This window comes from Mycobacterium sp. NGS17, from assembly GCF_059813205.1.
The window spans coordinates 268,505-295,141 of sequence record NZ_JCALED010000006.1 but is presented as its reverse complement, the minus strand read 5'-3'; the positions used below and the strand labels follow the sequence as shown (position 1 = coordinate 295,141).

The following is a 26,637-nucleotide window of genomic DNA, read 5'->3' as shown; positions in this document are numbered from 1 at the left end:
TCGCTCAACACGCCCGGCGGATTCGTCGGCGCGGCGACGCTGCCCGTAGACTCCGTTACGTCACCAACCGTTCCCCGGGGAGCTGCCCAATCGTGACCGTCCAAGAACCCGAAGAGGACTTCAACGCACCCCGTGAAGAATGCGGTGTATTCGGGGTATGGGCCCCGGGCGAGGACGTCGCCAAACTCACCTATTACGGCTTGTACGCGCTGCAGCATCGCGGCCAGGAAGCCGCCGGCATCGCCGTGGCAGATGGATCCCAGGTGCTGGTCTTCAAGGACCTCGGCCTGGTCAGCCAGGTGTTCGACGAGCAGACGCTTGGTGCCATGCAGGGCCACGTCGCCATCGGCCACTGCCGCTACTCGACCACTGGCGACACGACGTGGGAAAACGCACAGCCGGTTTTCCGCAACACCGCTGCCGGCACCGGCGTCGCATTGGGGCACAACGGCAACCTGGTCAACACCGCCGAGCTCGCCGCCCGCGCCCGCGACGAGGGGTTGATCGCCAAGCGCGCCCCGGCGCCGGCGACGACGGACTCCGACATCTTGGGCGCGCTGCTGGCCCACGGCGCGGCGGACGCCACCCTGGAGCAGGCGGCGCTGGATCTGCTGCCGACCGTGCGCGGCGCGTTCTGCCTCACCTTCATGGACGAGAACACCCTGTACGCGTGCCGCGATCCGCATGGGGTGCGGCCGCTTTCGCTCGGACGGCTGGATCGCGGCTGGGTGGTGGCCTCTGAAACGGCGGCCCTCGACATCGTCGGCGCGTCGTTCGTGCGCGACATCGAACCCGGTGAATTGCTGGCGATCGACGCCGACGGCGTCCGCTCCACGCGGTTCGCCAATCCCACCCCCAAGGGCTGCGTCTTCGAGTACGTCTACCTGGCACGACCGGACAGCACGATCGCCGGCCGGTCGGTCCACGCAACCCGGGTGGAGATCGGCCGCCGGCTGGCCCGTGAGCGCCCAGTCGAAGCCGACCTGGTCATCGGCGTGCCCGAGTCGGGCACGCCGGCCGCCGTCGGTTACGCGCAGGAGTCGGGCATTCCCTACGGCCAGGGGCTGATGAAGAACGCCTACGTCGGGCGCACTTTCATCCAGCCGTCGCAGACCATCCGTCAGCTCGGTATCCGGCTGAAGCTCAACCCACTTCGCGAGGTGATCCGGGGCAAACGACTCATCGTCGTCGACGACTCGATCGTGCGCGGGAACACCCAGCGCGCACTGCTGCGGATGCTGCGCGAGGCCGGCGCCGTCGAAGTGCACGTGCGGATCGCCTCACCCCCGGTCAAATGGCCCTGCTTCTACGGCATCGACTTCCCGTCACCGGCGGAACTGATCGCCAACGCGGTCGAGGACAAGAAGGAGATGCTCGAGGCGGTGCGGCATGCCATCGGCGCCGACTCGCTGGGCTACATCTCCCTGCGCGGTCTGATCGCGGCCTCCGAGCAGCCGGCCTCGCGGCTGTGCACCGCCTGCTTCGACGGCCAGTATCCGATCGAGCTGCCCGGCGAAACCGCGTTGGGCAAGAACGTCATCGAGCACATGCTCGCCAATGCCGCGCGCGGCGCCGGCCTCGACGATCTCGCGGCCGACGAAGTGCCAATCGTGCACTGAGGGAACTCGGTTGCGCCCCATCGCCGACGTTTGATCCCGGCCGTGAACGCCGCCCGGTAGCCTTTATCGCGATGACGGATCCCGGAAAGAGCCCCGGACGCCACCAAGGCAGTCAGGGCATCACCTACGCTTCGGCCGGGGTGGACATTGAAGCCGGCGATCGCGCCGTCGAATTGTTCAAGCCGCTGGCGACAAAAGCTACGCGACCCGAGGTTCTGGGCGGCCTGGGCGGATTCGCCGGCTTGTTCGCGCTGCGTGGTGACTACCGCGAGCCACTGCTCGCGGCGTCCACCGATGGCGTCGGCACCAAGCTGGCGGTTGCCCAGGCGATGGACAAACACGACACCGTCGGGCTGGACCTGGTCGCGATGGTGGTCGACGACCTGGTGGTGTGTGGCGCCGAGCCGCTGTTCCTGCAGGACTACATCGCGGTGGGCCGCACGGTGCCGGAACGCTTGAGCGCCATCGTCAGTGGGATCGCCGAGGGGTGTGTGCGGGCCGGCTGCGCGCTGCTGGGCGGCGAGACCGCCGAACACCCCGGTCTGATGGAACCGGACCACTACGACATCTCGGCCACCGGAATCGGTGTCGTCGAGGCCGACGACGTGCTGGGCCCCGACCGGGTCAAACCCGGCGACGTCATCATCGCGATGGGTTCGTCCGGCCTGCATTCCAACGGATATTCGCTGGCGCGCACGGTGCTCCTCGAGATCGACCGGATGAACCTCGAGGGCTACGTCGAGGAGTTCGGCCGCACCCTGGGTGAAGAGCTGCTCGAACCCACCCGTATCTACGCCAAGGACTGCCTGGCGCTCGCGGCCGAAACCCACGTGCGCACCTTCTGCCACGTCACCGGCGGCGGGCTGGCCGGCAATCTGCAACGCGTCATCCCCCATGGCCTGGTCGCCGAGATGGACCGCGGCACCTGGACACCCGCGCCGGTGTTCGCCATGATCGCCCAGCGCGGCCGCGTGACGCGCGAGGAGATGGAGAAGACGTTCAACATGGGCGTCGGGATGATCGCCATCGTGGCCCCCGAAGACACCGACCGCGCATTGGCCATCCTGACCGCACGACACCTGGACTGCTGGGTGCTGGGCACCGTTGGCAAAGGCGGAAAAGAGGGCCCGCGGGCCAAGATGGTGGGTCAGCACCCGAGGTTCTAGGACGCGTGGATTCCGGTAGATCTAACGCGGCGCCGGTGCACTACGCATCGGCGCCGGGGCGTTGGCTTTAGCGACGCCAGCTGTCCTGGTCGTCCCAGGATTCGTCGGATCCGTCGCCGTCCAGTTCGCTGGACTCGTCCGAACCCGTCCCTGACAGCTCTTGCTGAAGCCGCTGGAAGTCGGTCTGCGGAGAACTGTATTTGAGTTCTCGAGCAACCTTGGTCTGCTTTGCCTTAGCCCGGCCGCGGCCCATGGGGGAACCCCCTCGCGCAATAACGGAGCGGCCTAACGAGTAGGCGGCTCCGATCTCCTGGTGTCATATTGTCCTGCCAACCACTTTACCGTGCCCCGCCACCGGGCGTTGGCGCGCCCTGCTCGCTGTGGCGGACGTTACCGTTCATTATCCCGCACCGCCCCGCAACCGTTCAACAGCTAACCGCCCGGCGCCGATCTGTTCCGTTGCGGGCAGGGAATCGGCGTCGATCACCGCAGCCACCGAGGCCTCTGGTCCGGTCGCCAATTCCGTGTCGGCGGGCAGCCCGCGCTTGAGCAGCGCCAGCGCTATGGGCCCGAGATCCATGTGGTCCACGACGGTGCCGACGCGGCCGACGGTGCGGCCGCCGGCCAGTACCGGATCACCCGTCGACGGCCGGTCCGCCGACCCGTCGAGGTGCAGCAGCACCAGCATCCGGGGTGGCCTGCCGAGGTTGTGCACCCGCGCGACGGTCTCCTGCCCGCGATAGCAACCCTTGTCCAGGTGAACGGCTCCGGCGCCCGGACCACCGATCCATCCGACCTCGTGCGGAATCGTGCGCTCGTCGGTATCGACGCCGAGGCGGGGCCGCACGGCCGCGACCCGGTGGGCTTCGTAAGCCCACACACCGCTGGGCCGGACCCCGGCCTGCGCCAGGCGATTTCGCCAGTCGTCCGCCGCGGCGCGCGGAACCAGCAGGTCCAGCTCGATCTGCCCGGCCGGCGTGCCCGGCATCCGCCGCACGAAGCCGTCGCCCGCGGGAATCGCGGTCAGCTCGGCGGGTAGCGTGTCCACCCCGAGCGCGTCGAGAACCGCGCGGTCAGCCAGTTTCGGACCGAGCAACGACAGCACGGCCAGATCGGCTTCGGCCGGGGTGACCTCGGACCAGAACACCATCTTGCGCAGGTACCCCAGCAGCGGCTCCGCGCGCCACGGTTCGGTGTCCAGATAGGTCGTGCCGGCCAGCTCGGTCTGGACCCAGTGATCCTCGACGCGGCCCTGGCCGTCGAGGCTGAGATTCTGCGTGCTGGCGCCGTCGGGGAGGTCGCTGACGAATTGCGTCGAAATGCTGTGCAACCAGGTCTGCCGGTCTTTCCCGGTCAGGGCGAGTACTCCGCGGTGGGAGCGGTCGACGAATATCGCGTCGGTGTCGGCCGCACGCTGCTCGCCGAGCGGATCGCCGTAATGCCAGACGGCACCGGCGTCGGGTCCGGTCTCGGGTGCGGGGACGGGGCGGGTCACGAGTCAACTCTACGGACCGCCGGGCGCTCCCCACGAGTGTGAAGCTGGCTTCACACTGGCCGCCGAATGTGCGGCCAGCTTCACGTTCGCGGGTCATTGGATAGGCTTCTCCACCATGGCCGGCCCAACGGGTGTGATCGTCACGCTGGACGGCGAAATCCATTCGCCCGACGCGCCCCTGCTCTACGCCGACGACCTCGCAGCCGTCCGCGGTGACGGTGTCTTCGAAACCCTGTTGGTCCGCGACGGCCGGGCCTGCCTGATCGAGCCGCATCTGCAGCGGCTGACCCAGTCGGCCGCCTTGACCGACCTGCCCCAGCCCGATCTGCCGCGATGGCGAGGCGCGATCGAGGTAGCCACCCGGCACTGGTGCGCGGGGAACGCCGACGAGGGCGCGATGCGGTTGATCTACAGCCGCGGTCGCGAGGGCGGTTCGGTGCCCACGGCCTACGTGATGGTCAATCCCGTACCCGAACGGGTGACGGCGGTCCGGCGTGGCGGGCTGGCGGCGATCACGCTCGACCGCGGGTTGCCCGCCACCGGAGTGGACGCGATGCCGTGGCTGCTGGCCGGGGCCAAGACCCTGTCGTACGCGATCAATATGGCGGCCCTGCGGCATGCCGCACGTGCGGACGCCGGTGACGTGATCTTCGTCAGCACCGACGGCTACATCCTGGAAGGCCCGCGCTCGACAGTGGTGATCGCCGCCGACTCTGAGACGCCGGACGGTAATCCGTGCCTGCTGACGCCGCCGCCCTGGTATCCGATCCTGCGCGGCACCACCCAACAGGCGCTGTTCGAGGTGGCCAGGGACAAGGGCTATGACTGCGACTACCGAGCGCTGCGCGTCGCGGATCTGGATGCCGCCCAAGGCGTTTGGCTGATCTCCAGCATGACCTTGGCCGCGCGCGTGCATACCCTCGACGGCCGACCGCTGCGGCCCTCGCCGATGGCCGCGGATTTCGCCGAACTGATCGACGCCGCCATCCTCAGCGATCGCTGAGCGCTGAATTCTGTTGTCGGCTGGCCGATTCGCCGGTACGGTCGGTCGTACACAAGAAGGGAGGTGGTCCGCGAAATTGATAGCTTCATGGACATGTGAGGTGGCTGCGCGCTAGCAGCAGTGGCTCGGAAGAGCTGGCGTCACAACAGCGCTAGCGAATTCCCCGCAGCCACCCGGCCCCCGAGCTTCCGGTTTTGTCCAACCGGGAATACGGCTCGGGGGCCGCTCCATATCGGGAGGGCGCTACTAGCCGACGAAACGGGACAGCCGCGCCGAGAGATGCGGCACCAGACCGCCGTCGGCGTCCACCCGCTCCTCGACGTAGGCGAGGTCGCCGCCTTCGACGATGCCGTAGAGGCGTTTGGCGCCGCCGACCAGCACGCCCGACCTGCTGCGGGCCAGCGCGTCGGTGACCAGCTCCCAGGACGACTGGGTCAAGGGGCGGCCGTAGAACAGTTCGACGTAGCCCGCCGAATGGGCCAACAGCAGTTCGATCGCGTGGGATTCGCCGGGGTCGTCGGGATCGGTGACAAAGCGCCAGAATCCGGTCTCGCGCAGGCCGCGCTCTTCGTAATCGCCCGTCTCGCTGAGCCGCCAGGAGCGGGCTTCCCAGTTCAGGTAGTCGCCGCCGTCGTGGGAGACCACGATCTGTTGGCCGAACCGGTAGTCACCGTCGTGCCCGCGGCCTTCGCCTTCGCCCCGCCACACGCCGACCAGCGGCAGCAGCGCCAGCAGGGCATCGCTGAGGTTCGCGCCTTCGCGCAGGTTCGCGGTGTCGGCGGGCAGGGGAAGGTCATCGTAGGACGGGATGTTGCGGCCGGCGGTCAGCTTCGCGCGCTCAGCGGCGGCGGCCACCGCCCGGTCGCCGGAGCCGGCGGAACTCAACGGCTCGTCGCGGGTCACGACTCGTCGGTGATGAGCCGATAGAGGGTGTACAGGGCGAACCATGAAATCACCACGACCGCCACAACCAGCATGATCTCGAAGAACAGCACCACGGGGACAAGTCTATTCGCCCCGCGGCGTCCCCGTCGGGGACGGCTGGCGGTCAGGCGATCTTGACGTCAACCTCGTGGATGCCCGCACCGGACGGCGCCACCACGGCGTCACCGTTGCCGGCCTTCGACAGCGCACGCAGGGTCCAGGATCCCGGTGCGGCGAAGAATCGGAAGTCACCGGTGGCCGACGCCACCACCTCGGCGGTGAACTCGTCGGAGGAGTCCAGCAAGCGGACGAACGCGCCACCCACTGCCTGGCCCTCGCCGTCCACGACGCGACCGGTGATCACCGTTTCCTTCTCCAGGTCGACGCTGGCGGGCAACGTCAGTCCTTGTTTCGGTGCAGAGCACATATCAGCTTCCCAACTCGATCGGGGCACCCACCAGGGAGCCGTATTCCGTCCAACTGCCGTCGTAGTTCTTCACATTCCGATGCCCGAGCAATTCATAGAGAACGAACCAGGTGTGCGACGACCGCTCGCCGATGCGGCAGTAGGCGATCGTTTCCTTGTTGCCGTCCAGGCCGGCTGCGGCGTAGAGCTTGGCCAGTTCTTCGTCGGACTTGAAGGTGCCGTCCTCGTTCGCGGCCTTGCTCCACGGCACGTTGATGGCGCCGGGGATGTGACCGGGCCGCTGGCTTTGCTCCTGAGGCAGGTGCGCGGGCGCCAGGATCTTGCCCGAGAACTCGTCGGGGGAACGCACGTCGACCAGGTTTTTGACGTTGATGGCCGCGAGCACGTCGTCACGGAACGCCCGGATGCTGTTGTCCGGCGCGGCGGCGGTGTACGACGTCGCCGGCCTGCTGACGGTGTCGCTGGACAGCGCGCGCCCGTCCAGCTCCCACTTTTTGCGGCCACCGTCGAGCAGCTTCACCTTGTCGTGGCCGTACAGTTTGAAGTACCAGTAGGCATACGCGGCGAACCAGTTGTTGTTCCCGCCGTAGAGGATGACGGTGTCGTCGTTGGAGACGCCCCGCTCGCTGAGCAGTTTGGAGAATTGCTGCGCGTCGACGAAGTCGCGTTTGACCGGGTCCTGCAAATCGGAACGCCAGTCCAGCTTGATGGCGCCGGGGAGGTGGCCGGCGTCGTAAGCGCTGGTGTCTTCGTCGACTTCGACGAAGACGACGCCTGAGGCGTCGAGGTTGCTCTCAGCCCAGTCGGTGGAGACCAGGACGTCGGAGCGTGCCATGGAGTGGATCCTTTCAATCGCTTTTGGTACAGCAGGTCAGGTGGGACGCGCGGTGCGTCGGAAGCGGGCCACCAGCGGATAGAGCTGGCAGCCCAGGCAGATCCCGAAGGCCGCGTTGAGGAACGCCGCCACCAGGGCGGCCCCGGTGGCGATGACGCCGAACAGCACGGCGCCGGTCGCGAACCCGACCGTTCCCAGCACCGCGAAGATCAATCCGACTAGTTGGGCGAACTTCAGCGGTGCCGTCGGTTCACGATCCTGCACCGGGCCGACCCGCGGCGCGACGACTTTGGCGAAGATCCGGCCGTACGGATGCTTGCGCGGCCCGCCGAGCGCGCCGACGGCGAAGATGATGGCCTGGACGGCCAGAATCACTGCGGCGACCAGCGGGCTCGCCGCCGACACGATGAGCGCCAGCACCAGGACTGCGGTGGTGACCCAGGCCGCGAATCGCGGTCCGCGCACGTCGACCAGGTCGGGCTGCGTGGTGGCGGTGTTGCTTGGCAAGGACTACTCCTCGATACCTCTGTTGCTGACGGATACGACGAATGGAGACGTGCCACGGTCTGAATTCCGGGCCGCTCCGAGTGCTACGCGCAGGCGCGGCTACTCAGCAGCAACAGCAACAACAACAACAGCCCGCGGTGCGGCACAGCTGAACTGCGCGGCGCTGGGTGAGCATGGGCTCGAGGCGGGCTGACACGTCGGTCAGCTTACCTAATGACACCGTGGTCAAGCCAACAGCGGTTTCAGCGCCGACCGCAGGTCGGCGGCGTTGGGCACTCCCGACGTGCGGTATCGCTGCCTGCCGTCGACGTCGAAGATCAACGTGGTGGGCAGGGACAGGACCGAATACCGGCGTGCGGTCTCCGGGTTCGCGTCCAGGTCGACCTCGACGTGGGCCACATCACGCAGGTCGTCGCAGACCTGCTCGACGACCCGGCGGACCCGCTCGCAAGGTCCGCACCACGGCGCGCTGAAATGCACCACGGTCGGGCCGCTGCGAGAAAGCCCCAGGGCCGCGATGTCGGCGTCGATGTCCTGGTCCGGCGTGGAGTCGATTTCCCGGATTCGTCCGGAGCGCCGGGTCAACAACCACCCGGCAAGGGTTGCCGCGGCAAGCACCGCGACGGTCGCGACTATGACGGTCATGACTGCTTAAACCCGTTGAGGGTCACGGTTACTCCATGGGTGATGCCCTCGATGATGACGTCGGAGCCCCGCGCCCCCTCGGTCGTCGGCGCGACGCCGAACGGCAGTCGCTGATTGGGCAGCCTTCCGCTGAAGGCATGCAGCACGGCGTCCTGTTTGTCCGCGGGCACCGTCTGGTTGGCCGTGTCCGATCCGGTGAGGACGCCGGTCGGGGTGAATACCAATGTTGCCGGGTCATCCGGGGCGATGGAGAGGTCGACCGAGACGCTGACCCGTCGATCGAAGCCCGCCGATTTGGGTGTTCCGGTGAACACCAGCCCGTGGCTGTCCGAGATACCCGATGCGGTGACACCGCCGGTGGAGGTGTTGGTTTCCTTGGGCGGCGCCTCGACCATCAGGTCGCTGATGCCCATGAACCGGCCCAAATGCGTCGAGTCGACGATGATGCGACTTTCCAGCTTGCCCACCGCGAGCTTGGCGTCCGGGCCGATCAGCCACGACGCCTGGGCGAGATCGACCGAATACATCGTGGCTTCCAGGGTGGCCCTGCCCGTCATCGCGTGGTCGACGGCGTTGGCCTTGATCTCCACCTGGCTGTAGTTGCCGCGCATCGCCTGCGGAATGAAGGGGAACGCGACGATGGCCACGAACGGGTCGGTGCCCAGCTTGGCCGCTTTACGGACGCTGGACGACAGCCGGTATTCGGCATAAATGCTGGTCCCATAGTCGACGCCGATGGCGCCGAGGGCGACCACGGCAACCAGGATCGCCGTCACGGTCACAGCAATCAGCACCTTGCGCACCCGCATATTGTGGCGTAAGCCCTGAGGGCCGGTACGCGCCGGATCTGAAGGTGGTGGCCCTCACACTGGATCGTCCGCCACGCGAAAAACCCAGGTGACACGTTATCGTTATACGACCTGGTAACTAACGCTTAATGGTGTTGTGAATTTGGGAGATGCCGTTCCCCCGAGTTGGAGGGGCTAGTTGGAGCTACTACTGCTGACCTCGGAGCTTCATCCCGACCCGGTCTTGCCGTCGTTGTCCCTGCTTCCGCATACCGTCCGGACGGCGCCGCCAGAACCCTCATCGTTGCTCGAGGCCGGGACCGCGGATGCGGTGATCGTCGACGCGCGCACCGACCTGTCGGCGGCACGCGGACTATGCCGCCTGTTGAGCACCGCCGGCCGGGCGGGCCCCGTGCTGGCCGTGGTGAGCGAGGGCGGGCTGGTGGCCGTCAGCTCGGACTGGGGTCTGGACGAGATCCTGCTCCCCACCACCGGGCCCGCCGAGGTCGATGCGCGGCTGCGGCTGGTGATCGGCCGGCGCGGCGGACTCGCGGACCAGGAGAGCGCCGGCAAGGTCAGCCTCGGCGAGCTGGTGATCGACGAGGGCACCTACACCGCGCGGCTGCGCGGCCGCCCGCTGGACCTCACCTATAAGGAATTCGAGTTGCTCAAATACCTGGCCCAGCATGCCGGGCGAGTTTTCACGCGCGCGCAGCTGCTGCACGAGGTGTGGGGATACGACTTCTTCGGCGGCACCCGCACCGTCGACGTGCACGTGCGCCGACTGCGGGCCAAACTCGGCCCAGAATACGAGGCGCTGATCGGCACCGTGCGCAACGTGGGCTACAAGGCCGTCCGCCCCGCGCGCGGCCGCACCCCGGTTTCCGAGCCCGATGACGCCGACGGCGCTGGATCCGAATCCGAATCGCAGGACGTCCAAGACCCGTTGGCCGATCCGCTGCACACGCAGTGACGTCACCCGAGTGGCGCCGGGCACTGACCGGCGAAGAGCAGCGGGGCGTGCGCGAACTTATCAGTGCGGCAACCGAATTCGACGGAGTCGCGCCCGTTGGCGAGCAGGTACTGCGCGAGCTCGGGCATGACCGCACCGAGCATCTCCTGATCAGGAATCCGGAGGCGGGGGGCACGACGCCCGGCGCGATCATCGGTTACCTCAACCTGAGCCCGCCGCGCGACGGCGAGACGGGCATGGCCGAACTCGTCGTGCACCCGCAGGCGCGCCGTCGCGGTATCGGGTCCACACTGGCACGCGCCGCGTTGGCCAAAACCGGTGCGGGAAACCGTTTTTGGGCGCATGGCACGCTTGACCCGGCTCGTGCTACCGCTTCCGCGCTGGGCCTGGCCGCCGTGCGGGAACTGATGCAGATGCGACGTTCGCTGCGCGACCTACCCGACACCGTGCCACAGCCGCCAGGGGTGAAGATCCGCACGTACGCGGGCGCCGCCGACGACGCCGAGCTGCTGCGGGTCAACAATGCCGCGTTTTCCTACCATCCCGAACAGGGCGGTTGGACGGACGTCGAGCTGGCGGAGCGCCGCAATGAACCGTGGTTCGACCCGGCGGGCCTGTTCCTGGCGTTCGACGACTCCGGCGGCGAGCAGGCCGGCACGTTGCTGGGTTTCCACTGGACCAAGGTGCACCTGGACCAGCCCGGCCTGGGCGAGGTGTACGTGGTGGGCGTCGATCCGTCGGCGCAGGGCCGCGGCCTAGGGCAGGCGTTGACCGCCGTCGGCATCGACTGGTTGGGGAGCCGGCTGGCCGACGCCCCCGAACCCACCGTGATGCTCTACGTCGAGTCGGACAACGTCGCCGCGGTGCGCACCTACCAGCGCTTGGGGTTCACCGTCCACAGCGTCGACACCGCATACGCGGTCGTTCCCGCGGCCAACTGACCGCGGGTACGAGCGGCGTCAACGCGGATCGCTAATCTGGTCCTGGCCACCGAGACGTTGCCGCGCGCCGCGTCGGCGCATACTTCCGCCGGCACTTGGCAACCTCACATGGGAGGGGGCCGCGGCGCCCACATGCGTCGGGAACATGTCAGGAAAGCGAGATCGGTGAGGCGCGACAGGCAGAGCAGGGCGCTGGCCGCCGTGGCGTTGGTGATGGCGCTCGTTGCCGGAGCACTGGCCGCCTGCGGCAGCGACGAGAATCGCCGCGGGACCGCGGGGCCCAGCTCCGGCGTCACCGGAACTGCCGGATGCGGTGGCAAGGACAAGCTGACGGCGGAGGGCTCGACCGCTCAAGAGAACGCGATCACGGTGTTCAACCAGGTGTGGAGCCAGTATTGCCCCGGAAAGGGGCTGGCCTATAACCCAACCGGATCCGGCGCCGGCCGTGAGCAGTTCATCGCGGGACATGTCGATTTCGCCGGCGCGGACTCCCCCTTGGTTGCCGACCAGATCGGGCCCGCCGCCAAGCGCTGCGACGGTAACCCGGCGTGGGACCTGCCAATGGTTTTCGGCCCCATCGGGATCGTCTACAACCTGCCCGGAAATCCGGACCTGGTGGTCAACAGCGACGCGCTGGCCAAGATCTTCACCGGCAGGATCACCGCCTGGAACGACCCGATCCTGGCGGCGCTCAATCCGGGCACGCGCCTACCCGACACCAAGATCACGCCGATCTACCGGACCGACTCGTCGGGAACCACCGACAACGTGCAGAAATACCTGACCGCGGCCGCGCCGCAGAGCTGGTCCAAAGGAGTCGGCACGGAGTTTCAGGGCGGTGTCGGCGAGGGCGCCGCGAAGTCGGCCGGCATCATCCAGGCGGTGCGGGCCACCCCGGGCTCCGTCGGATACGTCGAGAGGGCCTTCGCCGATCAGGCCCGCATGCCCTACGCCAAAATCGCCACCCGCGGCGGCGTCATACCGCTGACCAACGAGACTGCCGGGAACGCCGTCAACGCGGCCAAATTCCTCGCCGAAGGCGACGACCTGGTGCTCGACCTCAATGCCATGTACGGCTCCGAGGAACCCGGCGTCTACCCGCTGTTGCTGGTCACCTACGAGATCGTGTGCTCAAAGGGTTACGACGCCGAGACTTCGGCGGCCGTCAAATCGTTCCTGGCCGTGTCCGCCAGTACCGCGCAGGGCGAACTCGCGAAGGCCGGATACGTGCCCTTGCCCGATAAGGTCAGGGAACGACTGGTTACGGCCATCAATGCGATGCAGTAACCGGGTGCATCGGGTTCAAGGAGTGACAGCAGACCTGTGACGGGATCACCGTGACATCGCCGAATCCCATCGACGCGGGTTCGGGTGCGGTTGTCGCCGCGCCGTTTCCGGACAAGCAGGCCACCCCCACCAGCCCGTGGGGACAGGGACGGCCCCATGTGGCGGACCGGATTTTCCGCTGGCTCGCGCAATCCTCGGGCGTGGTCATCATCGTGGTCATCGCCGCGATCGCCGCGTTCCTGCTCGGGCGCGCGATACCGGCGCTGCACCGCAATCGGGAGAACTTCTTCAGCTACGGCGGTGTATGGGTCACCACGGACACCTCGGCCATGCACTTCGGCATCGCCAGCCTGGTTCCGGTCACGGTGTTCGTGTCGTTGTTCGCGCTGATTCTGGCCATGCCGGTCGCCCTGGGCGTGGCCATCTTCATCACCCAGTACGCTCCCCGGCGGGTCGCCACGCCCCTGGCCTACTCGGTCGATCTGCTGGCCGCGGTGCCCTCGATCATCTACGGCGCGTGGGGACTGTATGTGCTGGCGCCGCAGCTTCGGCCCGTCGCCACCTGGCTCAATCGCTCGCTGGGCTGGTGTTTCCTGTTCGCCAACGGCAATGCGTCGCCCGCCGGCGGGGGAACCATCTTCACCGGCGGCGTCGTCCTGGCGGTGATGATCCTGCCGATCATCACCGCGGTCACGCGCGAAGTGTTCGTCCAGGCGCCGCAGGACCAAATCGAGGCCGTGCTGGCGCTCGGCGCCACCCGCTGGGAAGTGGTCAAGACGGTCACGCTGCCGTTCGGGCGGTCGGGCTATATCAGTGGGTCCATGCTGGGGCTGGGCCGCGCCCTGGGTGAGACGGTGGCGCTGCTGATCATTCTGCGGGGTACACAGTCGGCGTTCGGGTGGTCGCTGTTCGACGGCGGCTCCACCTTTGCGACCAAGATCGCCGGCGCCGCGGCCGAATTCGATGACCGGTACAAGGCCGGCGCGTACATCGCCGCGGGGCTGACGCTCTTCGTGCTCACCTTCCTGGTCGACGCCCTGGCGCGCGGCGCCGTCGCCGGGGCGGGACGAAGGGCGGCCCGATGACCTCGATGTTGGACCGGCCCCTCAAGCCGCGGACGTTCTCACCGGTCAGCTGGCGTCGTCGTACCACGAATTACGTTGCGGCCGTGCTGGTTTCCTTGTCGCTGCTGATCGCTGTGACTCCGTTGGTGATGGTGTTGTGGTCAGTGGCCGTCAAGGGGTTCAAGGCGGTCGCGTCAACCGTGTGGTGGACGCACTCGCAAGCGGGGATGACGGCGTTCGTCACCGGGGGTGGCGCCTACCACGCGCTGGTCGGCACGGTGCTGCAGGGAGTGGTATGTGCCCTCATCTCCGTCCCGCTCGGGCTGATGGTCGCGATCTATCTGGTCGAGTACGGCGGCGGCACCGCGTTGGGGCGACTGGCGTCGTTCATGGTGGACATCCTGAGCGGTGTGCCGTCAATCGTTGCGGCGCTGTTCATTTACGCGTTGTGCGTGGCCATGCTGGGACTTCCCCGGTCGCAGTTCGCGGTATCGCTGGCGCTCGTCTTGCTGATGCTTCCGGTGATCGTGCGCGCCACCGAGGAAATGCTGCGAATCGTCCCGGTGGACCTTCGCGAGGCCAGCTACGCGCTGGGCATCACCAAGTGGAAAACCATTGCCCGGGTGGTCATTCCCACCGGGTTGTCCGGCATCGTCACGGGAATACTGCTGGCGATGGCCAGGGTGATGGGCGAGACGGCGCCGCTGCTGATCCTCGTCGGTTACGCACAATCGATGAACTTCGATATCTTCAGCGGGTTCATGGGGACGTTGCCCGGCATGATGTTCAACCAGACGACCGCCGGCGCGAGCCTCAACCCCATCCCCACGGATCGGTTGTGGGGTGCCGCATTAACCCTCATCCTGGTGATCGCCATCATCAACATCGCGGCCCGAGTGATAGCACGATTTCTGGGCACCAGAAAGTCATAGGCAGGAGCACTAAGTGGCCAAACGGTTGGACCTCAAGGGCGTCAACATCTACTACGGATCGTTTCACGCGGTCTCGGATGTGACGCTGTCGGTTCTGCCCCGCAGCGTGACCGCGTTCATCGGCCCGTCCGGCTGCGGCAAAACGACGGTGCTGCGCACGCTGAACCGGATGCACGAGGTGGTGCCCGGCGGACGGGTCGAGGGCAGCGTGCTCCTCGACGACGAAGACATCTATGGCACCGGAGTCGACCCGGTCGGTGTGCGCCGAGCCATCGGGATGGTGTTTCAACGGCCGAACCCGTTCCCCGCCATGTCAATTCGCGACAACGTGGTGGCCGGCCTGAAGCTGCAGGGGGTGCGCAACCGCAAGGTGCTCGACGAGACGGCCGAGTATTCGCTGCGCGGGGCGAACCTATGGGATGAGGTCAAGAATCGGTTGGACCGGCCCGGCGGCGGATTGTCCGGCGGGCAGCAGCAGCGCCTGTGCATCGCGCGGGCCATCGCCGTGCAGCCCGATGTGCTGCTGATGGACGAGCCGTGTTCGGCGCTGGACCCGATCTCGACCATGGCCATCGAGGAGCTGATCAGCGAACTCAAGCAGGACTACACCATCGTCATCGTCACCCACAACATGCAGCAGGCGGCGCGGGTCAGCGACTACACGGCGTTCTTCAACCTGGAAGCCGTCGGAAAACCGGGGCGGCTGATCGAAGTGGACGACACCGAGAAGATCTTCTCCAACCCGAGCCAAAAGGCGACCGAGGACTACATTTCCGGCCGGTTCGGCTAGCCCGATCGTTACTGCGAGGCGGGTTTCGCTTCTTCCTCGGGAAGTCTGCCGGTCGCCTGGAAGATGACTCGCCGGGCCACCTCGACGGCGTGGTCGGCAAAACGCTCGTAGAACCGGCCCAGCAAGGTCACGTCGACGGCCGCCGCGACGCCGTGCTTCCATTCACGGTCCATCAGGACCGAGAACAGATGCCGGTGCAGGTCGTCCATGGCGTCGTCTTCTTCGCGAATCCGAGCGGCCTTCTCCGGGTCGCGCGACAGCACCACCTCCTGCGCGCTGTTGCCCAATTCGACTGCGATGCTACCCATTTCGGCGAAATAGCCATTGACCTCTTCGGGCAAGGCGTGCTGGGGATGCCGTCGGCGGGCGATCTTGGCGACGTGCAGTGCCAGCGCACCCATCCGGTCGATGTCCGCCACCATTTGAATCGCACTCACAATGGCCCTCAAGTCTCCGGCCACCGGCGCCTGTAATGCCAGCAGCACGAAGGCGCTTTCTTCGGCGCGCGCACTGAGTACGGCGATGGCCTCGTGATCGGAGATGACTTGTTCGGCTAGCACCAAGTCGGCTTGGAGCAGAGCCTGGGTGGCCCGCTCCATAGCGATTCCTGCCAAGCCGCACATCTCACCGAGGCGCTCGGATAACTCCGAGAGTTGCTCGTGGTAGGCGGTCCGCATATCACCAAGGGTACGGTCTCGCTGCGCGAAACGGGCGGCGGAGCGCCGTCAAAAGCGGTTACTCGCAGGTGGTGTCGGCCGCGTTCGTGACGGTCAGGTCCTCCGGCAGCTTGGCAGGTGCGTTGCTCGAACCGCGTTCGATGTGCAGGCTCATCGACGAGCCGCTGGGCGAGGGATCCGAGACCGACTTGAAATCGGGCCCCAACACCACCTGCACGACCTGTCCGTAGCCCGAAACCCGCTGGACTTTCGCGCCGGCGAACGAGGACGCGACCGTGGCGGCGGCCTCCTCGTTGCCCGGCGAGAACAGCACGGTCGTCGCGTTGACCGAACTGGGGTAATCGTCGGGTGACATCACATTGAAGCCGTCGTGCTTGAGCTGGGTGGTCGCGGTGGTCGCCAGACCGCTTTGCGTGGTCGCGTTGGAAACGCGCACCGTCACGCCGCTCGGCGAGGTCGTAGTGATCTGCTCGGGCTGCACCTCCGGCGCCGGTGCCGGCGACTTCCTGGTGGTGGGCGCCTTCGACGGGCCCTTCGTTGCAGACGTGCTCAAATTCTGCGCGTTCTGGTCGTTCTCCTCCGGCAGCGGATCGTCGTTGATGACGGCGTCGAACAGGGCGCGCATGTCGGCCATCCGCGGCGGCTCATCGCCATTCTGGTCGGTGACACCGGTCGGCACGGTGACGAACGTGACGTGCCCGGCCGCCATGCCCTGCAACGACTGACCGAGTTGGATAAGGTCCTTGGACTGCACGTTGTCCACGACGGTATCGCTGATGAACATGTTGACGACGCTGTTGAGCTTGTGAGGGTCGAGCAGCGTGTCTTCGGAGATCAACGACCGCAGCAGCGACGACAGGAACAGCTGCTGACGTTTGATCCGGCCGTAATCGCCGTTGACCTCGGTGGTGACCTGGCGGGCCCGCACGTAGTTCAGGGCGGTGGAGCCGTCGAGCACCTGGCGTCCCCCGTGTTCGAGGACCGTGCCCAACTCGTAGTCGTGCAGCGGCGTGCTCGAGCAGACCTCGACGCCGCCGAGGGCGTCGACCATTTTCGCGAAGCCGGAGAAGTCGACGGCGATGAAGCGGTTGATGCTCAAGCCGGACAGCTTCTGGATTTCCTTCACCAGACACTTGGGGCCGCCGAAGGCGAACGCCGAGTTCAGTTTGGTCTCGGTGTAGACCATCTTGGGACCGTAGGTCTTGGTCTTGGGGTCGTAGAGGGGCCCGTACTTGCCGGTTTCTGGGTTCCACGCTTCGCATTGCATCGGGGTGATCGCCAGGTCGCGCGGGAATGACACCGCGACCACGCGCTTGCGGTTCGCCGGGATGTTGACCAGCATGACCGTGTCCGAGCGCTCTCCGTCGGCATCGTCGGTCGTCCCGGCGCCCATGTTGGCGTTGTCGCCCAGGCGCGAGTCGAGGCCGACGATCAGGAAGTCTTCGTCGCCGTACTGTCCGCCCGGGTCGCGGATGTCGCTGGAGTTTTGGTCGAGCGCGCTGATCGTGTTCAGCCGGGCGTTTTTCGACGTACTCCACTGCCATGCGCCGCCGGTCATGGCCAGCGCCAGCACGGCAGCCAGGGCCGCCGTCGACCGCCCGGCGACCAGCAGCGGCCGGCGCCGGCGTTTGGGTTCCTCGGCGCTGGTCTCAGGAGCCAGGTCTTGGGGGTCGTCGTCGTTCGGGTAATCGGCGGCCTCCAGCGCGCGAAGCTCGGCGACGGCGTCCACGGAATAGGCGAGGTCGTCGATCACCTGCGTTTTCTGCAGCTCGATCGGCAGGCCCGGCCCGGCGCCGGTGGGCTCGACCTCGGGGTCCTCCGGAGCGGCACGATGATGGACCGGCCGGCTTGGCGCGCCGATCTTGGCGATCAGATCGGCGACGCTGACGCCGCCGCCGGTGTGGGATCCGCCCCGATCGGCGTCATCCTCGCGCGGCCCGGCGGCCTCGATCGCGCCCTCGGGCTGCCAGCGGTGAAGGTTGTCGTTGGCCGGCGGCGCGAAGAATCGCTCCCAGGGCGCCGCGCCCAGCGGCGCCGGGTTCGTCGCGATCCGTTGGGTGCGCGTCCCGCCCGGGCCGTGCCGACCATTGAGAGTGGCGTCGTTCTCGGCGTCACTCATGTCGTAGAGGCCTCCGAAGCTCTGATGCAGACGTCAGCGTGCTCGTGCATATGTCAGCGCAGTGTCGCGTTGCGCGCGCCGCGGCTGGTGCCAACCATTGCCACCGCTGGTGTGGCGGCACGGAATCGATCCGCCACCCGAGCGCACGCAATAAAGCCCACATCGTACTGACTTATCGGCCCGGGCGCGATTTCGAGCCGTCGGCTCAGCCCCCGGAGTGCATGACGTCGGCGCCCGCCGGCACCGTGCAGTCGTCGGGGTCGGCCAGCCAGCCTTCCGGCAGCACCACCCGGGCCGGGGAACCCTGCCGGCCGCGAGGGCCCGTCGCCTCGTCCGGGAACGGCACGGTGCCGTCCAGCCGGTCGAGCAGGGAGTCCAATTCGTCGAGCGTCTTGACCATCGCCAGTGCCCGGCGCAGCTGGGAGCCGGCCGGAAAGCCGTGTAGGTACCAGCCGACATGCTTGCGGATGTCCCGCATGCCCTTGTCCTCGCCGAAGTGCGCGGTTAGCAGTTGCCCGTGGCGTCGGACGATGTCGGCGACCTCGCCCAGCGTCGGAGGGGTGGGCGGCGGGCTTCCCGTGAAGGCGGCCGACAGCTCGGCGAACAGCCATGGCCGGCCCAGGCAGCCGCGGCCGATGACGACGCCGTCGCATCCGGTGGTGGCCATCATGGTCAGCGCGTCACTGGCGTCATAGATGTCGCCGTTGCCGAGCACCGGGATGGTCCGCACCTGCTGTTTGAGCCTGGCGATCTCGTCCCAGTCGGCGGTGCCGGAGTAACGCTGCGCGGCCGTCCGGGCATGCAGTGCGACGGCGGCGGCGCCTTCGGCTTCGGCGATACGGCCGGCGTCGAGGTGTGTGTGGTGCTCGTCGTCGATGCCGATGCGGAACTTGACGGTCACCGGTATCGGGGTGCCCTCGGTGCCACGCACCGCCGCGGCGACGATCTGACCGAAGAGTCGCCGCTTGTACGGCAGCGCCGATCCGCCGCCGCGCTTGGTCACCTTGGGCACCGGGCAGCCGAAATTCATGTCGATGTGATCGGCCAGGCCTTCGTCGGCGATAATCTTGGCGGCCGCGTAGGTCGTCGCTGGGTCGACGGTGTAGAGCTGCAGCGAACGCGGCGACTCGTCCGGGGCGAATGTGGTCATGTGCAGGGTGGCCGGGTGACGCTCGACAAGCGCACGCGCCGTCACCATCTCGCAGACATAGAGCCCGCTGACGGTGCCGACCTTGGCCTGCTCCAATTCACGGCACAGCGTCCGGAATGCGACGTTTGTCACGCCCGCCATCGGCGCGAGGACCACCGGGCTGGCGAGCGCGATGGAACCGATGTGCACCGCTTGGTTACCGCCGGCTCATGGTCAGCGTGCCCGCGGTCTGGTGCAGCTCGAACGCGGTGGTCCTCTTACCGGTTCGGGCTTCCCGTTCGAGCTGACGCTGCTTCGAGATCTCGAACTTCTCGCACGTCGTCTCGAGTTCCTTGATCAGCAGCGCGAGATCGTCGCGCATGGCGGCCGCCTCACCGGTGAAGTCCTCACGCTCGAAGATGCGCCACTTCTTCAGCACCGGCATGACCACGTCGTCGAGGTGGATGCGCGGGTCGTACACGCCGCCCACGGCGATGACGACGGCCTTCCGGCGGAACTCGGGCACTTGGTAGCCCGGCATCTGGAAGTTGCGCAGCACCTTGTGTAGCGACTTCATCGCCTGGTTGGGCGCGGCCTCGAACCCGGCCTCGCTGACATCCCGGTAGAAAATCATGTGCAGGTTCTCGTCGGCCGAGATCTTGGCCAGCAACTGGTCCGCGATCGTCTCGTTGCAGGCCTTGCCGGTGTTGCGGTGCGAAATCCGGGTTGCCAGCTCCTGGAATGTCACATAGATGACCGAGTCGAACAGGCTCTCGGCGAACAGGTCGGCTCGGACCTGATGGTTCTGGCCCGGACTGAAGCCGCGGTTCACCACCTCCATGCGCAGCTTTTCCAATTCGATGGGGTCGACCGCGCGGGTCACCACCAGGTAGTCGCGCAGCGCGATGCCGTGCCGGTTCTCCTCGGCGGTCCAGCGGTTGACCCACTGCCCCCAGGCGTCATCCAGGCCGAAGTTCATCGCGATCTCGCGGTGATATGACGGCAGGTTGTCCTCGGTCATCAGGTTCTGCACCATCGCCACTTGGGCGACGTCCGAGAGCTGTGACTGACCGGGCTCCCAATCCTGCCCACCGAGCGCGTAGTAGTTCTTGCCGTCCGACCAGGGGATGTAGTCGTGCGGGTTCCAGTCCTTGTGCATGCTCTCGTGCCGGTTCAGGTACTTCTCGACGAATGGCTCGAGTTCGTGCAGCAGCTGTAGGTTTGTCAGCTCGGCTGACATAGGCCCTCCAGTTATCTGTGTCGATGGGTAGCAGTCAATATATCTGTGTACTTGAGTAGCATCAAGTTCCTCGTCGGCGCGCCGGATGACCAGTTATGCCGGTTTCGTGCGGGTCTTTGTGGCCGGCCTATGCGGCGCCACTGACAACGCGCGTTATTGCGATTTGCCGAGCTCGCCGGCCGGGACGTACGGCGCGGCCGTGATGTAGAGCATGTTGGTGCAGTAATCGATGAACTGTTGGCGGGTGGCCCCCAGTTGCCCGTGCAAGTAGGCGGTGAACAGCCCTGACAACCCACCGATCAGGCTGGTGGCGATCATCTTCTGCAGTACGGCGTCGCCGATCCGGGACAGCTTGCGCTGCAGCAGATCGATGAAATTGGGCATCCACTGCGCGCCGGAGCGGGTCAGAACGGGCTCCACCGCCGGCGCCAGCAGCAGCACGCGGCCACGGACCGGGTCGTCGACCATCAGCTCGACGAATCGCTCGACGGCCTCGCGCGGGGTCGTCGCCGACGTCAGGGCGTTCATCGCGCGCGTGCAGACATCGTCGTAGACCGCGCGCACGAATTCGTCACGGTCGGTGAAGCTTTCGTAGAAGTAGCGTTCGGTCAGCGCGGCCTCACGGCAGACCGCACGCACGGTCAGCGCCGGCCCGCCGGCACTGCCGAGTAGCTGCACGCCGGCGTCGATGAGGTTGTCACGGCGAAGCGCGAGTCGACTCTCCAAGGGGACCCCGGTCCAGCGTCCCCGCCGTTGACCCGTCTGCACATCGCTCCTAAGCTCTAGATTGACAACGGTTGTAGTCAAAATTCACGATACCTACAGGGACTTAATAGTGACTCAAGATACGTCCGCGTCGTCCCCTCTGACCAGCGACGTCGCAGGTCGCGATGGTGTGGGCACCGCTGAGCAGTCGGTTTCCGGCGACCCGGCGGGCGCGTCCGACGGCATCGCGGGCGGCTGCCCGGTCTCGCCGGCGGGGTATGACGCGCCACCCGCACCGCTAGGGCCCGATTCGCTGACCTGGCGGTACTTCGGGGACTGGCGGGGCATGCTGCAGGGTCCGTGGGCGGGCTCAATGCAGAACATGCACCCTCAGCTGGGCGCGGCGGTCACCGATCACTCCACGTTCTTCCGCGAGCGTTGGCCGCGATTGCTGCGCTCGTTGTATCCGATCGGGGGAGTCGTATTCGACGGGGATCGCGCCCCGTGTACCGGCGCCGAGGTCCGCGATTACCACACCGACATCAAGGGGGTCGACGAACAGGGCCGGCGCTACCACGCATTGAACCCCGACGTCTTTTACTGGGCGCACTCCACCTTCTTTATGGGCACCATTCATGTGGCCGAACGATTCTGCGGCGGCATCACCGAGGAGCAGAAGCGGCAACTGTTCGACGAACACGTCGAGTGGTATCGCATGTACGGCATGAGCATGCGACCGGTGCCGGGTTCGTGGGAGGAATTCCAGGTCTACTGGGACGACATGTGCCGCAACGTGCTGGAGAACAATTGGGCCGCCCGGGCCGTGCTCGATCTGACCGAGCTTCCCAAACCCCCGTTCGCGCAATGGATTCCGGATCCGTTGTGGGCCGCGCAACGCAAGTTGTTGGCGCCGTTCTTCGTCTGGGTGACGGTGGGCCTGTACGACCCGCCGGTGCGAGAACTGATGGGCTACCGCTGGTCGCGGCGCGACGAGTGGCTGCACCGGCGCTTCGGCGACGTCGTGCGTGGCGTGTTCGCCCTGGTGCCCAGCAGATTCCGCAAGCACCCCCGCGCGCGGGCCGGCTTGGACCGCGCCAGCGGGCGGATCCCGCTCGATACGCCGCTGGTGCAAACACCGGCGCGCAACCTGCCGCCCGAGGACGAGCGCGGCAACCCCAAGCACTACTGCCCGATGGTTTCCTGAGTCGCCGAAGCGCCGCTCGCGCTATGCGTGCAGGTGACCGTGAACTTCTTCCAGGCCCGCCTGGTGCACGTGCTGATGGGTGTGCTCGGTCCCGTCCTCGTGAGCGTGTGAGTGCTCGTGCTCGACATGGTCATGCTCGTGGCTCGTGTGCGCGTGGGCATGCGTCACGTCGCCGTGCTGGTGTTCGTGCGCGTGTGGCCCGTCATGGGTGTGCTGTTCGCTCATCGTTGACTTCTCCTTTGTCAAATGCCTTGTGACTACTGCTCGTTCAGCGCGCCGCGCCGCCGGGTCGGCGGGCGAGACGACTGGCCGACGGCCTTCAGGCCACCGTCGCCGCGGTGATGGCCCGGCACACCGGGGCCGGCGTGCTCGGCGTTGAAGACCGCGTCGGTGACGAGCTGGCGGACGTGATCGTTCTCCAGGCTGTAGAAGATCGTCGTGCCCTCCCGGCGGGTGCGAACCAGCCGCGCCATCCGCAACTTCGCGAGGTGCTGAGAGACCGACGGCGCCGGTTTCCCCACGTGCTCGGCGAGTTCGTTGACCGCCATCTCCCGGTCGGTCAACGCCCAGAGCACCTGCACGCGAGTGGCATCGGCCAGCATCCGGAACACCTCGACCACCAGGTTGGCCTGGTCGTCAGGCAGCCGGCCTTTGCCATTACCTGCATGCATACGCAAATACTAGCGAAGGCCGGTCGTCCTGCCAAGGACGTGAATCAGGCCGACGGAACAACCGTCGACCGGCGGCCGCCATTGCGCTCGTTCCAGAGCCGGTAGACCTCCACGGCGTCGCCCCTGGGGTCGTAGCGCATCGGCAAGCGTCGCTGGTCCCATTGCTTCGCGAATTCGTCGTAGAAGGTGGACAACTCGAAGTACTTGCGGTCATCCAGGTAGTACTGCTCGTAGCTGTCCCGGGTGGTCAGGAAGACGACTTCTTTGGGTGAGCAGTAGTACAGCGAGCCCAGGCACATCGGGCACGGGTGGGCCAGCACGTAGATGGTCGCGTCGACGAGATGCTCGGTGCCCAGCTTCATGCATGCCTCGCGGATCGCCAGGATCTCGGCGTGAGCGGTGGGATCGTTCGTCTGGGCCACCTTGTTGGCGCTCTCGGCGAGCACTTCGCCGTCCTGGACGATCACCGTCGCAAACGGGCGCCCACCCTCGCCTACGTTGCGGCGAGCCAGCTCGATCGTCCGCTGCGCGAAATCGGTCATCGGTCCTCCGGCGTCGAACGGGGGCAGATAACTCGGAGAGTAGTCCCGCGGCGGCCTTGTGATACTAACTAGGTTGTCTATCTTTTCCGGCCCGGGTCTAAGGGGGCAGCATGGCGCGCACCGAACGTGATCGCTGGGATCTTGCGACGAGTGTCGGCGCGACGGCCACCATGGTGGCCGCGCAGCGAGCGCTGTCTTCCGACGCGAAGCTGATCGACGACCCGTATGCCGCACCGCTGGTGCGCGCGGTCGGGATCGACGTCTACGTCCGGCTGGTGAACGGCGAAATAGCAGCCGGCGGGAACACGGAGTTCGATCCGCAGCGAATGGCGCGGGGGATGGCCTGCCGAACGCGGTTCTACGACCAGTTCTTCCTGGAGGCGACCCGCAGCGGCATCGGGCAGGCGGTGATCCTCGCGTCGGGCCTCGATTCCCGCGCCTACCGGCTGGCTTGGCCGGCGGGCACGGTCGTTTACGAGGTCGACATGCCGGAGGTGATCGAGTTCAAGACCCTGACGCTGAGCGACCTGGGGGCCGAGCCCACCGCCGAGCGGCGCACCGTCGCCATCGACCTGCGCGACGATTGGGCCTCGGCCCTGCAGGCGGCCGGATTCGATCCGCAGACCCCCTCGGTATGGAGTGCCGAAGGCTTGCTGGTCTACCTGCCGGACGAAGCCCAGGACGCGCTGTTCGACAGGATCACGGCCCTGAGCGCCCCGGGCAGCCGTCTCGCCTTCGAATTCGTCCCTGACACTGCCGTTTTCGCCGACCCGCGGTGGCGCGCCCACCACGACCGGATGAGCGAACTCGGCTTCGAGATCGACTTCAACGACCTGGTCTACCACGGCCAGCGCAGCCACATCGTCGAGCATCTGAGCCAGCGCGGTTGGCAGACCACCTCCACCACGGTTGCGGAGTTGCACGCGGCCAACGGATTCGTCTACGCCGACGACGACGTCGCCACGGCCTTCGCCGATGTCACCTACAGCACCGCCGTGTTCGGGCGATGAGCCGTCATCGGACCATGCCGGTGCGCGTTGTGGTGCCCCCACCAGGGCTCGAACCTGGGACCTGCGGATTAAAAGTCCGTAGCTCTACCAACTGAGCTATAGGGGCCGCGGAGATTCAGGATACTTGGACCGAAAACGAGGCTCGTTTGAGGATTGGGCACACCGTGACCTAAGCTGACGTGGCTCCCAACGAAACCACGTTGCGAGTACCCCGGAGTGATTCGGTTCTGGCCCCCATCGTCTAGTGGCCTAGGACGCCGCCCTTTCACGGCGGTAGCACGGGTTCGAATCCCGTTGGGGGTACGCGACGCGGTGACGCGGAGCAGCAGCAAGGCCCTGTGGCGCAGTTGGTTAGCGCGCCGCCCTGTCACGGCGGAGGTCGCGGGTTCGAGTCCCGTCAGGGTCGCCAAGCGCGGCGAGGCACTCGCTGCCCTCCGGCCAGGTAGCTCAGTCGGTACGAGCGTCCGCCTGAAAAGCGGAAGGTCGGCGGTTCGATCCCGCCCCTGGCCACCAATCTTGAGCTGCACGGACGCGGGGACAGCACTCTATGGATGTTTCGGTGTGTCCGGTTCCTGTCCGTTCGCCTGGTCTTTGGCGACGTCATTGAGCCGGTCGAGATTCGTAGCGACGTGGTCGAGTTCGTCTGAGTAGAGGTCGCTGTAGATGTTGGCGGTGACGGTCGGCGTCGAGTGCCCCATGGTCTTCTGGACGTAGCGGAGGTCGGCCCCGGATTTGCGGGCGAGGCTGGCGTACGTGTGGCGGAGGTCGTGGATCGTCAGCGGCGCCAGGCCGGTTTTCTTGAGGGCTTTGTTCCAGTGCGTGTGTCTGCGCCAGTTGTTTGATCTCAGGAAGCCGCCATTTGGTGACGTGATCGCTTGCTCTTTAGTCGAGCGGTTTTCGATTCGTGGCTTCAGCGCGTCGATGACGATTCGGGGGAGTGGGACGGTTCGGACGGCTGCGCGAGTTTTCGGCGGCCCGACGATGATCCGCCCTTCTACTTCCGGGGCGGCTTGGCGGACGTAGAGGCGGCGTGCTTTGAGGTCGATGTCGCCGACGCGCAGGCCGACGAGTTCGGACCAGCGCAGACCGGTAAAGGCCAGGATTGTGACGATGTCGCCTTGGTCGCCGCAGGCGTTTGCCAGGGCGGCGACTTCCGTGGCGGAGAGGTAGCGGTGACGTTCCCGCGCCGGAATCCGACCGGATGACACAGCCTGGGCCGGGTTGATGTGAATTCGGCCGTCCTCGCGAGCCATGTCGAGAATCGAGCGCAGCAGCCGGAGCGTGGCGAGTTTGGCCCACGGGCCCACGGTGAGGCCGCCGATGAACTGCTGCACGTCCTTCCGGCTGATCTCGTCAACCGGGACATGGCCGAAGCGCGGGCTGATACGTAGCTCCCAATGCTGCGCGTAGCCGCTCCACGTCTTGGGGGAAACGGCCGGCTGCTTCGATGCGCTGTATTGCGTCCAGATAGCGGAGAGGCTGGCGCGGCCAAGTCTGGGGTCGAATCGTCGGGCGCCGATCGCCGCCTCGCCGTCGCGATCGGCCTTGAACGCGCGCGCTTCCCGCATGGTGGCAAACGTCGATGACGTCTCGACCCATCCTGACGGGGAGTTTGGATCGCGCACCAGGTAGCGCACTTGGTAGCGCGCCTGGCCGGCTGAATTCGTCCGCTTTCGGATGCCGCGCGGTACTGATCCGGCCACTTAGCGGCGCACCTGCTTGAGCCACGCGCGGACTTCCGCTGCGTCCCAACGTCTTACGCGATCGGATAGCGTGTAGCAGGGTGGTCCCACGTCTTCGCCATGTTCGCGTAACGCGCCCCATCGGCTCATGGTCGCAGCGGATACACCAAGCAGCTCGGCCACCTGCTCCGCTGTCAGAAGCTGTGGAAAAGTCGCTATCGCGGGAGCGGTGGTGTTGATGCCGAGAGTTGCCATGGCGATT

The 26,637-nt window shown here is 66.6% G+C and carries 30 protein-coding genes and 4 tRNA genes; 14 read left to right on the top strand and 20 right to left on the bottom strand.

The genetic code is table 11. The features are described 5' to 3' along the window. The first annotated feature begins 92 nt into the window (after positions 1–92). Positions 93–1,619: an amidophosphoribosyltransferase gene (gene purF / locus AC5Y7E_RS15865; RefSeq protein WP_499918876.1), complete on the top strand. Its 1,527-nt coding sequence runs from the start codon at positions 93–95 to the stop codon at positions 1,617–1,619. A 71-nt stretch (positions 1,620–1,690) separates the two neighbouring features. Next, complete coding sequence (gene purM, locus AC5Y7E_RS15860; protein ID WP_499918873.1) at positions 1,691–2,785, top strand: phosphoribosylformylglycinamidine cyclo-ligase; 1,095 nt, start codon at positions 1,691–1,693, stop codon at positions 2,783–2,785. A 67-nt stretch (positions 2,786–2,852) separates the two neighbouring features. On the opposite strand, the gene AC5Y7E_RS15855 is transcribed toward purM, so the two are convergent. Continuing rightward, entirely contained in the window at positions 2,853–3,038 is a 186-nt protein-coding gene (locus tag AC5Y7E_RS15855; RefSeq protein WP_067354477.1) for a DUF3073 domain-containing protein, read from the bottom strand. Positions 3,039–3,185: 147 nt separating this feature from the next. Then, positions 3,186–4,280, bottom strand: coding sequence for a CAF17-like 4Fe-4S cluster assembly/insertion protein YgfZ (gene ygfZ / locus AC5Y7E_RS15850; protein ID WP_499949694.1), 1,095 nt, complete (start codon positions 4,278–4,280; stop codon positions 3,186–3,188). A 133-nt stretch (positions 4,281–4,413) separates the two neighbouring features. Here ygfZ and AC5Y7E_RS15845 point away from each other — a divergent pair, with 133 nt between their 5' ends. Continuing rightward, positions 4,414–5,283: an aminodeoxychorismate lyase gene (locus tag AC5Y7E_RS15845; RefSeq protein WP_499949775.1), complete on the top strand. Its 870-nt coding sequence runs from the start codon at positions 4,414–4,416 to the stop codon at positions 5,281–5,283. Positions 5,284–5,529: 246 nt separating this feature from the next. Here the strand turns inward: AC5Y7E_RS15845 and AC5Y7E_RS15840 are convergent, their stop codons facing one another. The 7 genes from AC5Y7E_RS15840 to lmeA form a co-directional block, all read right to left on the bottom strand. Beyond that, the gene (locus AC5Y7E_RS15840; protein WP_499949693.1) at positions 5,530–6,186 is read right to left on the bottom strand and encodes a heme-binding beta-barrel domain-containing protein; all 657 of its coding nucleotides are present in this window, start codon (positions 6,184–6,186) and stop codon (positions 5,530–5,532) included. A gap of 145 nt (positions 6,187–6,331) precedes the next feature. After that, a complete protein-coding gene (locus AC5Y7E_RS15835) occupies positions 6,332–6,634 on the bottom strand; it encodes a DUF1416 domain-containing protein (protein WP_007777644.1) in 303 nt (100 codons plus the stop codon). 1 nt (position 6,635) lies between these two features. Further along, a complete protein-coding gene (locus tag AC5Y7E_RS15830) occupies positions 6,636–7,469 on the bottom strand; it encodes a sulfurtransferase (protein WP_499949691.1) in 834 nt (277 codons plus the stop codon). Between the two features lie 36 nt (positions 7,470–7,505). Beyond that, complete coding sequence (locus AC5Y7E_RS15825; RefSeq protein WP_499949690.1) at positions 7,506–7,976, bottom strand: DUF4395 domain-containing protein; 471 nt, start codon at positions 7,974–7,976, stop codon at positions 7,506–7,508. A 103-nt stretch (positions 7,977–8,079) separates the two neighbouring features. Further along, a complete protein-coding gene (locus tag AC5Y7E_RS15820; RefSeq protein ID WP_499918864.1) occupies positions 8,080–8,172 on the bottom strand; it encodes a putative leader peptide in 93 nt (30 codons plus the stop codon). A gap of 29 nt (positions 8,173–8,201) precedes the next feature. Then, positions 8,202–8,621, bottom strand: coding sequence for a thioredoxin family protein (locus tag AC5Y7E_RS15815; protein ID WP_499949689.1), 420 nt, complete (start codon positions 8,619–8,621; stop codon positions 8,202–8,204). Further along, entirely contained in the window at positions 8,618–9,430 is an 813-nt protein-coding gene (gene lmeA, locus AC5Y7E_RS15810) for a mannan chain length control protein LmeA (RefSeq protein ID WP_499949687.1), read from the bottom strand. Before lmeA ends, AC5Y7E_RS15815 begins: the two co-directional genes overlap by 4 nt. A gap of 178 nt (positions 9,431–9,608) precedes the next feature. Here lmeA and AC5Y7E_RS15805 point away from each other — a divergent pair, with 178 nt between their 5' ends. From AC5Y7E_RS15805 to pstB, 6 genes are all read left to right on the top strand, one after another. Next, positions 9,609–10,382, top strand: coding sequence for a winged helix-turn-helix transcriptional regulator (locus tag AC5Y7E_RS15805; RefSeq protein WP_499949686.1), 774 nt, complete (start codon positions 9,609–9,611; stop codon positions 10,380–10,382). Continuing rightward, positions 10,379–11,323 carry a mycothiol synthase gene (gene mshD, locus AC5Y7E_RS15800; RefSeq protein ID WP_499949685.1) on the top strand — a complete coding sequence of 315 codons (945 nt, stop codon included), beginning with the start codon at positions 10,379–10,381 and terminating at the stop codon, positions 11,321–11,323. The genes AC5Y7E_RS15805 and mshD overlap by 4 nt, the downstream gene beginning before the upstream one ends. 165 nt (positions 11,324–11,488) lie before the next feature. Next, on the top strand, positions 11,489–12,610 hold the full coding sequence (gene pstS, locus AC5Y7E_RS15795; RefSeq protein ID WP_499949684.1) for a phosphate ABC transporter substrate-binding protein PstS: 1,122 nt from the start codon (positions 11,489–11,491) through the stop codon (positions 12,608–12,610). A 50-nt stretch (positions 12,611–12,660) separates the two neighbouring features. Next, a complete protein-coding gene (gene pstC / locus AC5Y7E_RS15790; RefSeq protein WP_499949682.1) occupies positions 12,661–13,695 on the top strand; it encodes a phosphate ABC transporter permease subunit PstC in 1,035 nt (344 codons plus the stop codon). After that, positions 13,692–14,606, top strand: coding sequence for a phosphate ABC transporter permease PstA (pstA, locus tag AC5Y7E_RS15785; RefSeq protein WP_499918854.1), 915 nt, complete (start codon positions 13,692–13,694; stop codon positions 14,604–14,606). Before pstC ends, pstA begins: the two co-directional genes overlap by 4 nt. Positions 14,607–14,619: 13 nt before the next feature. Beyond that, positions 14,620–15,396 carry a phosphate ABC transporter ATP-binding protein PstB gene (pstB, locus tag AC5Y7E_RS15780; RefSeq protein ID WP_499918853.1) on the top strand — a complete coding sequence of 259 codons (777 nt, stop codon included), beginning with the start codon at positions 14,620–14,622 and terminating at the stop codon, positions 15,394–15,396. 8 nt (positions 15,397–15,404) lie between these two features. Here the strand turns inward: pstB and phoU are convergent, their stop codons facing one another. The 5 genes from phoU to AC5Y7E_RS15755 form a co-directional block, all read right to left on the bottom strand. Further along, on the bottom strand, positions 15,405–16,073 hold the full coding sequence (phoU, locus tag AC5Y7E_RS15775; RefSeq protein WP_067121885.1) for a phosphate signaling complex protein PhoU: 669 nt from the start codon (positions 16,071–16,073) through the stop codon (positions 15,405–15,407). Positions 16,074–16,131: 58 nt separating this feature from the next. Further along, a complete protein-coding gene (locus AC5Y7E_RS15770; RefSeq protein WP_499949774.1) occupies positions 16,132–18,102 on the bottom strand; it encodes an LCP family protein in 1,971 nt (656 codons plus the stop codon). A gap of 295 nt (positions 18,103–18,397) precedes the next feature. Then, a complete protein-coding gene (dusB, locus tag AC5Y7E_RS15765) occupies positions 18,398–19,531 on the bottom strand; it encodes a tRNA dihydrouridine synthase DusB (protein WP_499949681.1) in 1,134 nt (377 codons plus the stop codon). A 7-nt stretch (positions 19,532–19,538) separates the two neighbouring features. Then, complete coding sequence (locus AC5Y7E_RS15760) at positions 19,539–20,561, bottom strand: acyl-ACP desaturase (RefSeq protein ID WP_499918851.1); 1,023 nt, start codon at positions 20,559–20,561, stop codon at positions 19,539–19,541. Positions 20,562–20,714: 153 nt separating this feature from the next. Then, positions 20,715–21,329: a TetR/AcrR family transcriptional regulator gene (locus tag AC5Y7E_RS15755; RefSeq protein ID WP_499918850.1), complete on the bottom strand. Its 615-nt coding sequence runs from the start codon at positions 21,327–21,329 to the stop codon at positions 20,715–20,717. Between the two features lie 67 nt (positions 21,330–21,396). Between AC5Y7E_RS15755 and AC5Y7E_RS15750 the strand changes: the two genes are divergently transcribed. Then, on the top strand, positions 21,397–22,470 hold the full coding sequence (locus AC5Y7E_RS15750) for an oxygenase MpaB family protein (protein WP_499949680.1): 1,074 nt from the start codon (positions 21,397–21,399) through the stop codon (positions 22,468–22,470). A 21-nt stretch (positions 22,471–22,491) separates the two neighbouring features. Here the strand turns inward: AC5Y7E_RS15750 and AC5Y7E_RS15745 are convergent, their stop codons facing one another. From AC5Y7E_RS15745 to AC5Y7E_RS15735, 3 genes are read right to left on the bottom strand one after another with little or no spacing between them, the layout of a single operon-like run. Then, complete coding sequence (locus AC5Y7E_RS15745; RefSeq protein ID WP_499949678.1) at positions 22,492–22,695, bottom strand: zinc transporter Slc39a7; 204 nt, start codon at positions 22,693–22,695, stop codon at positions 22,492–22,494. 32 nt (positions 22,696–22,727) lie between these two features. Next, positions 22,728–23,141, bottom strand: coding sequence for an ArsR/SmtB family transcription factor (locus tag AC5Y7E_RS15740; protein WP_499949677.1), 414 nt, complete (start codon positions 23,139–23,141; stop codon positions 22,728–22,730). A gap of 44 nt (positions 23,142–23,185) precedes the next feature. Then, positions 23,186–23,683 carry a nucleoside deaminase gene (locus AC5Y7E_RS15735; RefSeq protein ID WP_499949675.1) on the bottom strand — a complete coding sequence of 166 codons (498 nt, stop codon included), beginning with the start codon at positions 23,681–23,683 and terminating at the stop codon, positions 23,186–23,188. A gap of 110 nt (positions 23,684–23,793) precedes the next feature. Between AC5Y7E_RS15735 and AC5Y7E_RS15730 the strand changes: the two genes are divergently transcribed. Beyond that, positions 23,794–24,693, top strand: coding sequence for a class I SAM-dependent methyltransferase (locus AC5Y7E_RS15730; protein WP_499949673.1), 900 nt, complete (start codon positions 23,794–23,796; stop codon positions 24,691–24,693). Positions 24,694–24,723: 30 nt separating this feature from the next. Here AC5Y7E_RS15730 and AC5Y7E_RS15725 read toward each other — a convergent pair. Further along, positions 24,724–24,799 (bottom strand) — tRNA-Lys (locus AC5Y7E_RS15725). A 124-nt stretch (positions 24,800–24,923) separates the two neighbouring features. Here AC5Y7E_RS15725 and AC5Y7E_RS15720 point away from each other — a divergent pair. The 3 genes from AC5Y7E_RS15720 to AC5Y7E_RS15710 all read left to right on the top strand — a co-directional run bounded on the left by AC5Y7E_RS15720 (position 24,924) and on the right by AC5Y7E_RS15710 (position 25,206). Then, positions 24,924–24,996: transfer RNA gene (locus tag AC5Y7E_RS15720), tRNA-Glu, on the top strand. Between the two features lie 29 nt (positions 24,997–25,025). Next, positions 25,026–25,102 (top strand) — tRNA-Asp (locus AC5Y7E_RS15715). Between the two features lie 27 nt (positions 25,103–25,129). After that, positions 25,130–25,206: transfer RNA gene (locus tag AC5Y7E_RS15710), tRNA-Phe, on the top strand. A gap of 32 nt (positions 25,207–25,238) precedes the next feature. On the opposite strand, the gene AC5Y7E_RS15705 is transcribed toward AC5Y7E_RS15710, so the two are convergent. Both AC5Y7E_RS15705 and AC5Y7E_RS15700 read right to left on the bottom strand, forming a co-directional pair. After that, a complete protein-coding gene (locus AC5Y7E_RS15705; protein WP_023866550.1) occupies positions 25,239–26,396 on the bottom strand; it encodes a site-specific integrase in 1,158 nt (385 codons plus the stop codon). Further along, positions 26,397–26,630: a helix-turn-helix transcriptional regulator gene (locus AC5Y7E_RS15700; RefSeq protein WP_080677205.1), complete on the bottom strand. Its 234-nt coding sequence runs from the start codon at positions 26,628–26,630 to the stop codon at positions 26,397–26,399. Positions 26,631–26,637: the final 7 nt, after the last annotated feature.

Bases quoted from the DNA above. Each gene is read 5' to 3' on its own strand.
- AC5Y7E_RS15815 (WP_499949689.1), bottom strand. From the start codon at position 8,621: ATGACCGTCATAGTCGCGACCGTCGCGGTGCTTGCCGCGGCAACCCTT.
- AC5Y7E_RS15745 (WP_499949678.1), bottom strand. From the start codon at position 22,695: ATGAGCGAACAGCACACCCATGACGGGCCACACGCGCACGAACACCAG.
- AC5Y7E_RS15835 (WP_007777644.1), bottom strand. From the start codon at position 6,634: ATGTGCTCTGCACCGAAACAAGGACTGACGTTGCCCGCCAGCGTCGAC.
- lmeA (WP_499949687.1), bottom strand. From the start codon at position 9,430: ATGCGGGTGCGCAAGGTGCTGATTGCTGTGACCGTGACGGCGATCCTG.
- AC5Y7E_RS15700 (WP_080677205.1), bottom strand. From the start codon at position 26,630: ATGGCAACTCTCGGCATCAACACCACCGCTCCCGCGATAGCGACTTTT.
- AC5Y7E_RS15855 (WP_067354477.1), bottom strand. From the start codon at position 3,038: ATGGGCCGCGGCCGGGCTAAGGCAAAGCAGACCAAGGTTGCTCGAGAA.
- pstA (WP_499918854.1), top strand. From the start codon at position 13,692: ATGACCTCGATGTTGGACCGGCCCCTCAAGCCGCGGACGTTCTCACCG.
- phoU (WP_067121885.1), bottom strand. From the start codon at position 16,073: ATGCGGACCGCCTACCACGAGCAACTCTCGGAGTTATCCGAGCGCCTC.
- AC5Y7E_RS15740 (WP_499949677.1), bottom strand. From the start codon at position 23,141: ATGCATGCAGGTAATGGCAAAGGCCGGCTGCCTGACGACCAGGCCAAC.
- AC5Y7E_RS15730 (WP_499949673.1), top strand. From the start codon at position 23,794: ATGGCGCGCACCGAACGTGATCGCTGGGATCTTGCGACGAGTGTCGGC.
- purM (WP_499918873.1), top strand. From the start codon at position 1,691: ATGACGGATCCCGGAAAGAGCCCCGGACGCCACCAAGGCAGTCAGGGC.
- AC5Y7E_RS15830 (WP_499949691.1), bottom strand. From the start codon at position 7,469: ATGGCACGCTCCGACGTCCTGGTCTCCACCGACTGGGCTGAGAGCAAC.
- AC5Y7E_RS15735 (WP_499949675.1), bottom strand. From the start codon at position 23,683: ATGACCGATTTCGCGCAGCGGACGATCGAGCTGGCTCGCCGCAACGTA.
- AC5Y7E_RS15760 (WP_499918851.1), bottom strand. From the start codon at position 20,561: ATGTCAGCCGAGCTGACAAACCTACAGCTGCTGCACGAACTCGAGCCA.